Source organism: Microbacterium sp. NPDC057659, assembly GCF_042799915.1.
In the GTDB taxonomy this organism is placed as follows: Bacteria; Actinomycetota; Actinomycetes; order Actinomycetales; family Microbacteriaceae; genus Microbacterium.
Window position 1 is genome coordinate 1,756,835 of sequence record NZ_JBHVHU010000001.1, and the last position, 12,338, is coordinate 1,769,172.

Annotated in this window: 13 protein-coding genes and 2 tRNA genes; 4 read left to right on the forward strand and 11 right to left on the reverse strand. The window is 70.2% G+C overall.

Annotation, left to right across the window (positions count from 1 at the left end; translation table 11 throughout):
• Window positions 1–12 precede the first annotated feature (12 nt).
• The 9 genes from ACFVAE_RS08340 to hpt all read right to left on the reverse strand — a co-directional run bounded on the left by ACFVAE_RS08340 (window position 13) and on the right by hpt (window position 8,072).
• On the reverse strand, window positions 13–1,686 hold the full coding sequence (locus ACFVAE_RS08340) for a PH domain-containing protein (protein WP_378890230.1): 1,674 nt from the start codon (window positions 1,684–1,686) through the stop codon (window positions 13–15).
• Window positions 1,683–2,477: a PH domain-containing protein gene (locus ACFVAE_RS08345; protein WP_378890233.1), complete on the reverse strand. Its 795-nt coding sequence runs from the start codon at window positions 2,475–2,477 to the stop codon at window positions 1,683–1,685. Before ACFVAE_RS08345 ends, ACFVAE_RS08340 begins: the two co-directional genes overlap by 4 nt.
• Window positions 2,446–2,910 carry a DUF3180 family protein gene (locus ACFVAE_RS08350; RefSeq protein ID WP_378890236.1) on the reverse strand — a complete coding sequence of 155 codons (465 nt, stop codon included), beginning with the start codon at window positions 2,908–2,910 and terminating at the stop codon, window positions 2,446–2,448. The genes ACFVAE_RS08345 and ACFVAE_RS08350 overlap by 32 nt, the downstream gene beginning before the upstream one ends.
• On the reverse strand, window positions 2,907–3,488 hold the full coding sequence (folK, locus tag ACFVAE_RS08355; RefSeq protein WP_378890239.1) for a 2-amino-4-hydroxy-6-hydroxymethyldihydropteridine diphosphokinase: 582 nt from the start codon (window positions 3,486–3,488) through the stop codon (window positions 2,907–2,909). Before folK ends, ACFVAE_RS08350 begins: the two co-directional genes overlap by 4 nt.
• A complete protein-coding gene (gene folB, locus ACFVAE_RS08360) occupies window positions 3,485–3,850 on the reverse strand; it encodes a dihydroneopterin aldolase (RefSeq protein WP_378890562.1) in 366 nt (121 codons plus the stop codon). The genes folK and folB overlap by 4 nt, the downstream gene beginning before the upstream one ends.
• 116 nt (window positions 3,851–3,966) lie before the next feature.
• A complete protein-coding gene (gene folP / locus ACFVAE_RS08365) occupies window positions 3,967–4,770 on the reverse strand; it encodes a dihydropteroate synthase (protein WP_378890241.1) in 804 nt (267 codons plus the stop codon).
• Window positions 4,767–5,378 (reverse strand): GTP cyclohydrolase I, encoded by a 612-nt coding sequence (gene folE, locus ACFVAE_RS08370; protein WP_378890244.1) that lies wholly within the window; start codon window positions 5,376–5,378, stop codon window positions 4,767–4,769. Before folE ends, folP begins: the two co-directional genes overlap by 4 nt.
• A gap of 1 nt (window position 5,379) precedes the next feature.
• Window positions 5,380–7,374 carry an ATP-dependent zinc metalloprotease FtsH gene (gene ftsH, locus ACFVAE_RS08375; protein WP_378890247.1) on the reverse strand — a complete coding sequence of 665 codons (1,995 nt, stop codon included), beginning with the start codon at window positions 7,372–7,374 and terminating at the stop codon, window positions 5,380–5,382.
• A 146-nt stretch (window positions 7,375–7,520) separates the two neighbouring features.
• Entirely contained in the window at window positions 7,521–8,072 is a 552-nt protein-coding gene (gene hpt, locus ACFVAE_RS08380; protein WP_378890250.1) for a hypoxanthine phosphoribosyltransferase, read from the reverse strand.
• An 85-nt stretch (window positions 8,073–8,157) separates the two neighbouring features.
• On the opposite strand from hpt, the gene ACFVAE_RS08385 reads away from it, so the two are divergent.
• The gene (locus ACFVAE_RS08385) at window positions 8,158–8,745 is read left to right on the forward strand and encodes a DUF937 domain-containing protein (protein WP_378890253.1); all 588 of its coding nucleotides are present in this window, start codon (window positions 8,158–8,160) and stop codon (window positions 8,743–8,745) included.
• 145 nt (window positions 8,746–8,890) lie between these two features.
• Here the strand turns inward: ACFVAE_RS08385 and tilS are convergent, their stop codons facing one another.
• Window positions 8,891–9,871: a tRNA lysidine(34) synthetase TilS gene (gene tilS, locus ACFVAE_RS08390; protein ID WP_378890255.1), complete on the reverse strand. Its 981-nt coding sequence runs from the start codon at window positions 9,869–9,871 to the stop codon at window positions 8,891–8,893.
• A gap of 99 nt (window positions 9,872–9,970) precedes the next feature.
• Between tilS and ppa the strand changes: the two genes are divergently transcribed.
• Complete coding sequence (ppa, locus tag ACFVAE_RS08395; RefSeq protein WP_378858346.1) at window positions 9,971–10,462, forward strand: inorganic diphosphatase; 492 nt, start codon at window positions 9,971–9,973, stop codon at window positions 10,460–10,462.
• Window positions 10,463–10,532: 70 nt separating this feature from the next.
• On the opposite strand, the gene ACFVAE_RS08400 is transcribed toward ppa, so the two are convergent.
• Window positions 10,533–11,903, reverse strand: coding sequence for a M23 family metallopeptidase (locus tag ACFVAE_RS08400; protein WP_378890258.1), 1,371 nt, complete (start codon window positions 11,901–11,903; stop codon window positions 10,533–10,535).
• A 228-nt stretch (window positions 11,904–12,131) separates the two neighbouring features.
• Between ACFVAE_RS08400 and ACFVAE_RS08405 the strand changes: the two genes are divergently transcribed.
• Window positions 12,132–12,204, forward strand: a tRNA-Glu gene (locus tag ACFVAE_RS08405).
• A gap of 27 nt (window positions 12,205–12,231) precedes the next feature.
• A tRNA-Asp gene (locus ACFVAE_RS08410) sits at window positions 12,232–12,305 on the forward strand.
• The last annotated feature ends 33 nt before the right edge of the window (window positions 12,306–12,338 follow it).

The following is a 12,338-nucleotide window of genomic DNA, read 5'->3' on the forward strand; positions in this document are numbered from 1 at the left end:
GACCGAACGGCGTCAGCCCGCTGTCTCCGCCCAGCGGTGCGAGGTGTCGCGGGACGCGGCGGCCACAGCGGCCTGCGCCACCTCGTCCACGAGCCGCATCGTGTCCTCGCGCTCCAGCCCCGAAAGACGACCCGACACCGGGCCCGTGACCGTGTGCACCTGGGCTCCACCGACGCTCTGGGCGCGGGCGAGCGGACCCTGGTGCACGGCGATCCCCTGCATCCGGGCCAGCGGGAACACCGCGAGCTTGCGCCACAGCACGCCGCGGCGCATCATCAGCGCGAAGTCGCTGACGGCGTAGCCCTGGCGCTTCCAGCTGAACGGGTGCGTCCAGCGCGCCCGACGCGCCGTCGTGCGGTACGGGTCGCCGGCGACGGGGCCGAGCACGCCGTGCTCCCAGATCAGCGGGATGACCGAGGGCGGAGCATCCGGCAGCACCAGCGCGAGCACCCGCTCGACGTCTGCGCGCTTCCCGACCGGCAGCACGATGTTGAACTGCTGGGCGGTGCTGGACTGCTGTGCCGAGGCGCTCTTGCCCGACATCCGGTTGATGCGCACCGACCACCAGCCGAAGGGCCGCCAGAGCAGCGGCTGCACGACCTCGACGGCGAAGATGCGGCCCGGCGGCAGCGTCTCGGTCACCGTGGTGAGCAGGCCGAAGGTGAGGCGGATGCCGTTCTCGGTCGGCGCGATCGAGTAGCGCAGCGACCGCGAGATCTGCGCCCACGCGATGCCGACCGCGGCGAGGACCATCGGGACACCCACGGCGAGTCCGATTCCGAGCACCACGGCGCTGCGGAGCACCTCGCCGTCGGCGAGGGACGAGATGACGACCGATCCCATCACCACCAGGAACATCAGGCCGAAGAACACCAGCCAGACGATGCCGTTGATCACGTGCGATCCGACCAGGCGCCCGGTCGGGATCTTCACGACGCTCTCGGGCGCGACGTCGGCGAGGTCGACCCCGGCGATCAGATCGTTCACGCCGGAGTTCACGGAGCCGACGAACTGCTGCCGCATCGTGCCCGGAGCGGCGGGTGCGGCGGGCGCGGTGCCCGCGACGGCGGCGAGGCGCGCGGACCGCGCACCGGATGCCAGGCGCAGGATGTCGGCCCGCACCGATTCGGCCTTCGCCGTGGCGAGGTACTCCAGCTCGACGTTCGCGTCGGTTCCCGCGCCGACGACTTCGACCTTGGCCAGGCCGATAAGGCGGGCGACGAACGGCCGGGTGAGGTTGACGCCCTGCACGCGATCCAGCGGCGCGCGGCGCTGCGAGCGGAACACGATGCCCTTGCGCACCTCGACGTGCGATCCGGTGATGCGGAACTGGTGGAAGCGCCAGATCACCCAGAAGATCACGATGACGACGATCAGGAGCGCGAGCACGCCGAGCAGTGCGACCAGGGCGAGGTTGTTGGCCAGCACCCAGTCGACCGGATCGCCGTCCGGCATGTCGCCGATCGCCTCTTCGGGGGCGAAGATGCCGACCAGCCAGTTGATGACGCGGTCGCGCATGTTCGAGATGATCAGGCCCGCGGCGATGATGAGCACCAGCCCGCCCTTGAGCAGCGGGGTGAGCGGATGCATGCGGTGCCACTCGCCGTCGGCGAGGGTCGACGAGCCGCCGTGGGCGAGCACCGTCGGGGCGGGGCCCTGTGCGGGAGGCGGGACGGGTGCGCTCACAGTCCGGTCCGGCGGGTCTCGGCGACCTGGATGAGGGTGTCGCGCAGGGCTTCGGCGGCCGGCTGGTTCAGGCCGGGGATCTGCACACCGGTCGTCGCCGCGGCGGTCACCATCTTCAGCTGAGCCACGCCGAAGGCGCGATCCAGCGGGCCGTGCGTGATGTCGACGAGCTGCAGACGACCGTAGGGGACGGCGACCATGCGCTGCCACAGAATGCCGCGCCGGAACACGATGTCGTCGGAGCGCAGCATGTAGCCGATCGCCTTGGCCTGGCGGGGCAGGATGATCATGGTCACCAGCGTGATCACGATCAGGACACCCGCCGGGATCCAGGCCCAGGTCTGCTCGAAGGCGAAGGAGAGCACCGCGGCTGCAGCCGCCAGCAGCACGATGAACAGCGTGTTCTGCACCATCTGCGAGGCGACGTAGCGCTGCGAGATCTGGTGCCAGGTGCCGTCCAGAGCGAGAGCCCCTTCGGAGCGCGGTGTTCGCAGCGCCTCGTAGTTGCCCTCGTCGAGCACGGCGGGTTCGGACACGGGGTTGGCCGGTGCGGTGGGCGCCGGATCCGCGACGGGAGTCGGCGGCACGATCGCGGCGGGCGGAGCGGCCGGTGCCGGCTGCGGCGCGGGCGGTGCCGCAGGCGATGCGGCCGGCGCAGGCTGTCCAGCCGGTGCGGGCGCCGCAGCGGGCGGCTGCACCGGAGGCGCGGGCGGAGCCGGCGGGCTCACCGGCGGGACAGGCGCACCGGGCTCGTTCTGGTCACTCGGCGGGGTCGTCTGGCTCTCGGTCATCGGGGTCCTTCGGCAGGGTGCAGAACTGTTCAGCGAGGAGTGCGGCGGCGATCAGCACGATCGATGCGACCACCACGGCGATGGTCGCCACAGTCGACCCTACCGGCGGAGCGACCGGACGCGACCAGAGGTACGCGCCGAGCCCGGCGCCGAAGCCGAGCAGGATCGCGCCGAGCAGGCTCGAGGCCCGCGCGAGGGTCGCGGCGCGCAGCGCGCGGAACGGGTCGATGCGCGTGCCGCCGCGCACACTGCGCCGTACGGGGAGGGCGAGCAGCACCACCACGACGGCGAGCACCACGAGCAGCACGGGCAGGAAGATCGACGGCGTGAACGTCGCGCGCCCCGACACGGTGAGGAAGTGGTCGACCGCGAAGCCGGCCGCTGCGCCGAGCAGCGCGAGCACGGCCAGTACGCCGGCAGAGGTGCGCTTCACCGCGCCGCTCCCTCGTCTCCGAAGTCACCGTCGGCATCCGCGCGCAGCGCCGCCACCAGGTCGGCGACCCGCCCGTGGCCCGGGAGCACAGCATCCGGATCGAGCGACAGCCACGGCTCCAGTACGAACAGCCGCTCCGCGGCGCGCGGATGCGGCACCAGCAGGTGCGGCTCCTCGCTCGCGAACGAGCCGTAGGCGATCAGGTCGAGGTCGAGGGTGCGGTCGCCCCAGCGCTCGCGGCGCACCCGGCCCTGCTCCTCCTCGACGGCGTGCAGCATGCCGAGCAGCACCTCGGGGGCGAGGCGGGTGGTCACCAGAGCGACGGCGTTCAGATAGCGCGGCGCATCCGGGTCGGGGCCGTCCAGGTGCACGGCGACGGTCTCGATCGGCGCCGACATGCGCACCTCCTCGACCAGCGGCAGGCGGCGCAGCCGCTCGGCCGCGCTCTCCAGCGCTTCGCCGCGGTCGCCGAGGTTCGAGCCGAGCGCGACCACGGCGACCTCGGGCTCGCGGCCGGGCCGCGGGTCGGGGAAGCCCGAGAGCTGCGTCAGGGTGCGGTCGGGACGAGGATGCTTCACGCCTGTGCCCTCCCCCGAGTGACCGAGACCGACACGTCGGCGAAGTTCAGCGGGATGGGTGCGTGCGGCTTGTGCACCGTGACCTGCACGAGCTGCACCCGGTCGTCGTCGAGCGCGGCGTCGGCGATGCGCTCCGCGAGGGTCTCGATGAGGTTCACCGGCTCACCGGCCACGATCGCCGCGACCTTCTCGGCCAGTTCACCGTAGTGCACCGTGTCGGTGACGTCGTCGGATGCAGCGGCATCCCGCAGCGGCAGATGCAGGGTGAGGTCGATCGTGAACTCCTGACCGTCCCTGCGCTCGTGCTCGAACACGCCGTGACGCCCGAACACGGTCAGCCCGGTCAGCGTGATCTGATCCATGAAGTCCACGCCCCCAGCCTACGAGTCCTGCGCTCTTCCCGTTTCGAATCGCCTGACTTGCTGCTTCTGGACCCGAAAGGCAGCAAGTTGCGCGATTCGAAAGCCGTGGGAAGGCGTCAGCGCCCCGCGTCGCCGTCCCAGGCGCCGACCACCGCGAGAGCATCGCGCGTCGCGCCGACGTCGTGCACGCGCACCGCCCAGACACCGGCGCGTGCGGCCAGCACGCTCGTCACGGCCGTCGCGAGGTCACGGCGCTGCTGATCGGGATCGCCGCCGAGCGTCTCGGCGAGGAACCTCTTCCGCGATGTGCCGATCAGCACCCGCGAGCCGAGCGCGACGATCTCGTCGAGGCCTCGGAGCACCTCCCAGTTCTGCTCCCCGCTCTTCGCGAAGCCGATACCCGGATCGACGATCACCCGCGACGGCGCGATGCCGGCACTGGCCGCTGCGGCGATCCGCTCGCGCAGCTCCCCCGCGACCTCGCGCGCGGCCCGCGTGTACTGGGCCCGCGCGTACATGTCGGCGGATGGTCCACGCCAGTGCCCGATGGCGATGTCGGCGCCCGTGGGCGCCACGGCCGTCAGCATCCGCTCGTCGGCGAGACCGCCGGAGACGTCGTTCACGATGCGGGCGCCCGCCTGCACGGCGGCGACGGCGGTCTCGGAGTTCAGCGTGTCGATCGAGACCGGGATGCCGGCATCCGCCAGTGCCTCGACGATCGGCAGCACCCGAGCCTGCTCCTCGGCCACGGGGACGCGCGCAGCGCCGGGTCGGGTGGACTCGCCACCCACGTCGATCACGTTCGCGCCCTCGGCGCGCATCCGGTGCGCGTGCGCCAGCGCCTTCTCGGGATCCATGTGGCGCCCGCCGTCGCTGAACGAGTCGGGGGTGATGTTGAGGATGCCCCAGATGCCGGTCATTCGGCGCCCCACGCGGTGGGTCCCGGTCCCGCGCCGATCAGCGTGATCAGCTCGGTCCGTGCGACGGGATCGGCGTATGCGCCGCGGGCGGCGATGGTCAGCGTGGATGCCTCGGGCTGGCGACCTCCGCGCATCGTGACGCAGCCGTGCGTGGCATCCATCACGACCAGCACGCCGCGGGCGTCGAGGTGCTCGGCGATCGTGTCGGCGATCTGCTCGCCGAGGCGCTCCTGCACCTGCGGGCGCGCGGAGAGGATCTCGACGACCTTCACCAGCGCGCCGAGCCCGACCACCTGCTCCCCCGGCAGGTACGCGATGTGCGCGTGCCCTGCGAACGGCAGCAGATGGTGCTCGCAGACCGAGCGGAATCGGATGCCGCGCAGCAGCACCGCGCCCGACGGCAGCGTCTCGGGGGCGGGGCCCCTCGTCACGCTGATGGTGTGCGCGAGCGGCGCCGCCGGATCCTCGTGGACGCCGGAGAAGTACTCCGAGTACAGCTCCGCCATCCGTGCCGGGGTCTGCCTGAGTCCCGGCCGGTCGGGGTCTTCGCCGATCGCCTCGAGCAGCTCACGGGTGAGCCGTTCGACGCGGGACTTGTCGACGGTCACGTCAGGCCGTCGCCGGTCGGGTGTGTCCCGCCTGCGGCTTCTGCCGCGTCGTCTCGGCGGGAGCCGTGGCCTGTGCGGCGATGCCGACCTCGGAGCGCTTCGGCACATCGATCGGCGGCAGAGCCGAGACCGGACGCTCGTCGCTGGAGAGCCACAGCGGGCGCTCCGGCAGCTTGCGGACGTCGGTGAAGATCTCCGCGATCTGGTTGTGGTCGAGGGTCTCCTCCTCGAGCAGCGCCAGCGCGAGGCGATCCAGGATGTCGCGGTTCTCGCTGATCACCTGGTAGGCCTCGTTGTGGGCCTGCTCGATGAGCGCGCGCACCTCGACGTCGACGCGCTCGGCGACCGACTCGGAGTACTCGCGACCGCGGCCCATGTCACGGCCGGCGAAGGGCTCGCCGCCCTCGGAGCCGAGCTTCACCGGGCCGAGCTCGGTGGTCATGCCGTACTCGATGACCATCTTGCGGGCGATGCTGGTCGCCTTCTCGATGTCGTTCGAGGCGCCGGTGGTGGGGTCGTGGAACACGAGCTCCTCGGCGACGCGGCCGCCCATGGCGTAGGTCAGCTGGTCCTGCAGCTCGTTGCGGGTGACCGAGTACTTGTCCTCGAGCGGAAGCACCATCGTGTAGCCGAGGGCCTTGCCGCGCGGCAGGATCGTGATCTTGGTGACCGGGTCGGTGTGGTTCATCGCCGCCGCGGCGAGGGCGTGGCCGCCCTCGTGGTACGCGGTGATGAGCTTCTCCTTGTCCTTCATCACGCGGGTGCGGCGCTGCGGGCCGGCGATCACGCGGTCGATGGCCTCGTCGAGGGCGCGGTTGTCGATCAGCTGCGCGTTCGAGCGGGCGGTCAGCAGCGCGGCCTCGTTCAGCACGTTGGCCAGGTCTGCACCGGTGAAGCCGGGCGTCTTGCGGGCGACGACCTCGAGGTCGACGCTCTTCGACAGCGGCTTGCCCTTGGCGTGCACCTCGAGGATGCGCTGGCGGCCCTTCAGGTCGGGGGCGTCCACACCGATCTGGCGGTCGAAGCGGCCCGGGCGGAGCAGGGCCGGGTCGAGGATGTCGGGACGGTTGGTAGCCGCGATCACGATGACGTTCGCGTTCGGGTCGAAGCCGTCCATCTCGACGAGCATCTGGTTCAGGGTCTGCTCGCGCTCGTCATTGCCACCGCCGAGGCCTGCACCGCGGTGCCGGCCGACGGCGTCGATCTCGTCGATGAAGATGATCGCGGGGGCGTTCTCCTTGGCCTGGTTGAACAGGTCGCGCACGCGGGAGGCACCGACGCCGACGAACATCTCGACGAAGTCCGAACCCGAGATCGAGTAGAAGGGGGCGCCCGCCTCACCTGCGACGGCGCGGGCGAGCAGGGTCTTACCGGTTCCGGGAGGGCCGTAGAGCAACACGCCCTTCGGGATGCGGGCGCCGATCGCCTGGAACTTGGCGGGGTCCTGCAGGAACTCCTTGATCTCCTGGAGCTCCTCGATGGCCTCATCCGCGCCGGCGACGTCGGCGAACGTGACCGTCGGGCTCTCCTTGTTGACCAGCTTGGCCTTGGACTTGCCGAACTGCATGACCTTGCTGCCGCCGCCCTGCATGGAGGACAGCAGCCACCAGAACAGGAGGCCGAGGATGATCATCGGCAGGAAGATCGAGAGGAAACCGCTGAACCAGCTGGGCTGCGGCACGACATCGTTGAAGCCGTCCTTCGGCTCGGCCGTGTTGACGGCCTCGACGATCTCGTCGGCGCGCGCCTGCGTGTAGTAGAACTGCACGGACGTCGCGTCCTTGAAGGGCTTGGACAGCTCCATGTCGACACGCTGGTCGCCGTCGGTGGTGACGACCTTGGTGACGGTGGTGCCGTCGAGCAGCTTCAGACCCTCTGCGGTGGTGATCGTCTGCGGTGCGCTGAGGTTCGAGATCAGCAGGAAGCCGCCGAAGAGCAGCAGGCCGATCAGCGCCACGTAGATCAGCGGGTTCCGGGAGACCTTCTTGACATCCATGATCCGATCAGCGTACCGCCCGAAGCTGTGGCTTCCGCTGGGATTCGCCGTGGGCGTACCCCGCGCCCTGAGCGAGCGAAGCGAGCGCCGTACTGAGCGCCCTTCGTCTCGCTCCGCTCGCTCAGGAACCGCGAACGGAGAAAAGATCAGGAGTAGACGTGCGGTGCGAGCACGGCGACGTCGCGCAGGTTGCGGTAGCGCTCGGCGAAGTCGAGCCCGTATCCGACGACGAACTCGGTGGGGATGTCGAAGCCGACGTACTTGCAGTCGATGTGCACCTTCGCCGCCTCGGGCTTGCGCAGCAGCGCGAGCACCTCGATCGACTCCGCACCGCGGGACTCGAAGTTCTCCAGCAGCCAGCTGAGCGTCAGGCCCGAGTCGATGATGTCCTCGACGATGAGCACGTGCTTGCCGTGCAGGTCGGTGTCGAGGTCCTTGCGGATCTGCACCACGCCGCTGGACTTGGTGCTGGCGCCGTAGCTCGACACGGCCATGAAGTCGATCGGCGCGTGCATGGGCAGGGCGCGCGCGAAGTCGGCCATCACGACGAAGGCGCCCTTGAGGACGCCGACCAGCAGCAGATCCTTGCCGGCGTAGTCGTCGGCGACGCGTGCCGCCAGCTCATCGAGCTTCGCTCGGATCTGCTCCTCGGTGACGAGGATCTCTGAAAGGTCGTCCTGGATCTCGCTGGCGCGCATGGATCGATTTTAGGCGACGGATCCGGGGCATCCGCACTACTGTGAGCGGTGATGCGGGCGCCCGTCCCGCAAGGGGAGCAGGAAAATGGACATCAACGACATCCTCACGCAGGTGCCGATCGACGACATCGCCAAGAAGTTCGGCGTCAGCCCCGAAGTGGCGACGCAGGCGGTCAAGGAGGGCGGCGCTGCCCTGCTCGGCGGGCTCGCGAAGAACGCGGAGAGCGATGAGGGTTCCGCGGCGATCGAGAGCGCGCTGAGCCGGCACGAGGGCTTCTCCGGAGCATCCTCGGTCGACGACATCGACGAGGCCGACGGCGGCAAGATCGTGAAGCACGTCTTCGGCGACAAGGAGTCGGATGTCGCGCAGGCTCTGAACGCCTCGGACAAGACGGCGGGCGGCATCGACTTCGGCAAGCTGCTTCCCGTGCTCGCACCGATCGTGCTCGGTCTGATCGCGAACGCGAACAAGGGCAAGGCGGCGGGCGGTGGCGGCATCGGCGATGTCATCGGCGGTCTGCTCGGCGGCGGCGACCAGCAGGGCGGCAGCGCCGGCGGCGGACTCGGCGACATCCTGGGCAACCTCGGGGGTCTACTCGGCGGCGGGTCGCAGGGCGGCTCTGGTGGCGGACTCGGCGACATCCTCGGCGGCCTCTTCGGCGGCAAGAAGTAGGTCAGTACGTCGCCTCGGGTCCTGAGCGAGCGAGGAACGCGTCACGCTCCCTCGGGTCCTGAGCGAGCGAGGAACGAGCGAGACGAAGGGCGCGTCCTTCGTCTCGCTCGTTCCTCGCTCGGGATCCGGGTGCCGGCATGCCGGGTCAGCGGGCGGTGAAGACGATCTGCCCACCCGCGCGGCGGGCGGTGCATCCGGGCAGGTCGATGGGGCCCTGACCGGACCAGTCGGTCACCAGGCGCGCGACCTCGACGGTCTGCACGCGCGTGAGGCTGACACCGAACTCGCTGTCGACGACCAGCCGGATGATGCGGTTGCGCAGCGCGGCCGGGTTCGCCGAGAGCGCGGCGACGCTCACCGAGATGCCTGCCTCGGCGTGCTCCACGATGTCCTCGATGGTCTCGTGGATCATCTCGTCGAACGCCTCGGCGTCTTCACGGAGCTGCTCGGCGGTGCGGGCGAGGGCCTCGGCGATGCCGGGCCCGAGTTCCGTCTCGAGCACGGGCAGCACCCGCTCGCGCACCCGCACGCGCGTGAATCGAGGGTCGAGGTTGTGCGGATCGTCCCAGAACTCCAGATCGGATGCCGCGCACGCGGCGCGCGTGGTCTGACGCCTGACTCCGAGCAGCGGGCGCAGCCACACGGTGCCGTCCTCGTCCTCGCGGCGCGGCGCCATCCCCTGCAGGCTGGCCGCGCCGGAGCCGCGGGCCAGGCCCAGCAGCACGGTCTCGGCCTGGTCGTCGAGCGTGTGGCCGACGAGCACCGGAGCATCCTCACGCACGGCGGCCGCGCGGAGGGCCGCATGTCGGGCATCCCGTGCCGCGGCCTCCGGGCCGCCGGCGGAGTCGACGTCGACGCGGACGATCTCCGCACGGATCCCGAGACCCTCCGCGGTCGCGGCCGCCGTGGCCGCGGCATCCGCCGAGCCCTCCTGCAGACCGTGGTCGACGGTGACGCTGATCACCTCGATGCCACGCGAGCGCGCCTCGAACGCGGTGGCCGCTGCGAGCGCGAGCGAGTCGGCGCCGCCGGAGAGCGCGACGATCACGGTGCCGCTGTCGGGGAGTGCCGCGCGCACGGCCCGGCGCACTTCGGCGACGGCGGGGTCGAGGGATCCTTCTGCCACATCCCCACGGTAGTGGCCCGGTCGCCCGGAGTAGGCTTGTCGGCGGCATCCCACCGTCTTCCGGCATCCGCAGATGCCGTCATAACAAGGAGAGAACGCATGGGCGCACACGACGCCGTCATCGAGATCCCGCGCGGCAGCCGCGTGAAGTACGAGGTCGACCACGAGACCGGTCGGGTGCACCTCGACCGCGTGCTCTACACGACCTTCGGCTACCCGGCCGACTACGGCTACTTCGACAACACGCTCGGCGAGGACGGCGACCCGCTGGACGTGCTGGTGCTGCTCGACCACCCGATCTACCCGGGCGTCGTCGTGAACGTGCGTCCCGTCGCCGTGCTGAAGATGAGCGACGAGGCCGGCGGCGACGACAAGCTCGTGGCCGTGCTCTCGAAGGACCCGCGCTGGGCACACATCCACGACGTGGACGACCTGCCCGAGCACACCAAGGCCGAGATCTCGCACTTCTTCGAGCACTACAAGGACCTCGAGCCCAACAAGTGGGTCAAGGTCGACGAGTGGGGCAACGCGGCCGAGGCCGACCGCATCCTGCACGAGGCGATCGAGCGCTTCGCCAACGAGGGTCACTGACACCTCGTCCTGACATACGAGAGATCCCCCGGTCCTGAGGGCCGGGGGATCTCTCGTATGTCAGGGGCGCTCAGACCGAGACGCCGCGAGCCGCCATGAACGTGATCGGGTTGATGGCGGCGCCGTTCCGGTAGACCTCGAAGTGCAGGTGGCAACCGGTGGATGCACCGGTGGTGCCGGCGTAGGCGATGACCTGGCCGGCACGGACGTGCTGACCGGGCCTGACGACGGTGCCGCCGTTGCGGATGTGCCCGTAACCGGTGCCGATCCCGCCGCCGTGCTGGATGCGGATGTAGTTGCCGTATCCGCCGTTGTAGAACGCGGCGTCCACCGTGCCCGAGTGCGCGGCGTAGATCGGCGCCCCGCAGCCGTTGGCGAGGTCGACGCCGTGGTGGAACGCGGAGCAGCTGGGGCACGGGCGCGGGCGCGGGCCGTACCCGGACGCGCGGTGGCCGCCGTGCGGGCGCACCCAGCCACTGGCGGTGGGCCGTCCGCCACCGCCACCGCCACCGCCGCCTCCGCCGCCACCGGCTGCTTCTTCCCTGGCGCGACGAGCGGCCTCCTCGCGACGGCGCTTCTCCTCGGCCGCCTTGCGGATCCGCTCGCCCTGTTCGTAGGCGGCGACCGTCTTCGCGGTCTGATCCTGCAGAGCGGCCAGCTGCGCCTGCAGCGTGGTGAGGTTGGCTTCGCTCTCGTCGAGCGCCGCCTGTGCGGCATCCGCTGCCTGCTGGGCCGCGATCATCTTCTGCTCGGCGACCTTCTGCAGCCGGTCGCGCTCGTCGCGCGCGATTCGCGCCTTGTCGCTGAGCGACTGCGCGGAGTTGCGGGCGGCGACGGCGTTGTCGTACACCGACTGGTTGTACTCGAGGAGCTTGTCCATCGTGCCGAGCCGCGAGAGCAGCCCGTCGGCGTTCGCCGCAGAACCGCTGAAGAAGAGCTCGAGGGCGGAGTCCTCGCCTCCGTTGCGGTAGAGCTGGGTGGCGACCTGACCCGCCTTCGCGGAGGTCTCCTCGGCGAGCTTGGCCTGTTCGTCGGCCTGGGACTGCAGGTCGTCCGCCTCCTGCGCGGCGTCGAAGAACTCCTGCTGGGCGACGAAGAACTCATCGCCCGCCTTCTCGGCGGCGGCCTTGGTCTGCGCGACCTTGGCGGTGAGGCCCTGGATCAGGCCCTGGATGCGGGTGACCTCACCGGCCTTCGCCGCCTGGTTGGCCTTGGCCTTCTGGACATCGTCCCAGCTGGGGTAGCTCGCCGCATGGGCGACGCTCGCGCCGACGCCGGCGCCGAAGACGCCGAGAGCGGCGACGCTGAGCGCACCGATGGTCAGGGCGTTGCGTCGCGTGACGCCGCCGGGCGCGCGGAGACTGCGGCTCTCAGCGGGCGTCGGAGCACATCCGCAGTCGGCGTCAGCTGTGGCGTCGGCTGGGTATCTCTCGTCGTTCACACGGCTCCTTTCGCCGGTTTCACAGGTGCCACACTAACAACATCCTTCACATCTGCAACAGACAGGCACCGGTGTCGCGGTCGCCGACGGGTGCCGTCGGGCACGGCTCACCACCCCCATGGTGCCCCGAAACACGCCCGAGTGACAGAGGCCACGCCCTCGATTCGCGTTTTGGGAAGAAGTTCGCTTATGCTTGAGCGTCGGCAAGGGAACCCCAGGGTTCAGCCCGGCCCCATCGTTTAGTGGCCTAGGACGCCGCCCTTTCACGGCGGTAGCACGGGTTCGAATCCCGTTGGGGTCACTCCATCCGATACAATTTAATAGTTATGGCCCTGTAGCGCAGTTGGTTAGCGTGCCGCCCTGTCACGGCGGAGGTCGCGGGTTCAAGTCCCGTCAGGGTCGCTCCTAGCGATGAGCCTTCTTTCGAGGAGGCTC

Bases quoted from the DNA above. Each gene is read 5' to 3' on its own strand.
- ftsH (WP_378890247.1), bottom strand. From the start codon at position 7,374: ATGGATGTCAAGAAGGTCTCCCGGAACCCGCTGATCTACGTGGCGCTG.
- ACFVAE_RS08345 (WP_378890233.1), bottom strand. From the start codon at position 2,477: ATGACCGAGAGCCAGACGACCCCGCCGAGTGACCAGAACGAGCCCGGT.
- ACFVAE_RS08385 (WP_378890253.1), top strand. From the start codon at position 8,158: ATGGACATCAACGACATCCTCACGCAGGTGCCGATCGACGACATCGCC.
- folB (WP_378890562.1), bottom strand. From the start codon at position 3,850: ATGGATCAGATCACGCTGACCGGGCTGACCGTGTTCGGGCGTCACGGC.
- folP (WP_378890241.1), bottom strand. From the start codon at position 4,770: ATGACCGGCATCTGGGGCATCCTCAACATCACCCCCGACTCGTTCAGC.
- hpt (WP_378890250.1), bottom strand. From the start codon at position 8,072: ATGCGCGCCAGCGAGATCCAGGACGACCTTTCAGAGATCCTCGTCACC.
- ppa (WP_378858346.1), top strand. From the start codon at position 9,971: ATGGGCGCACACGACGCCGTCATCGAGATCCCGCGCGGCAGCCGCGTG.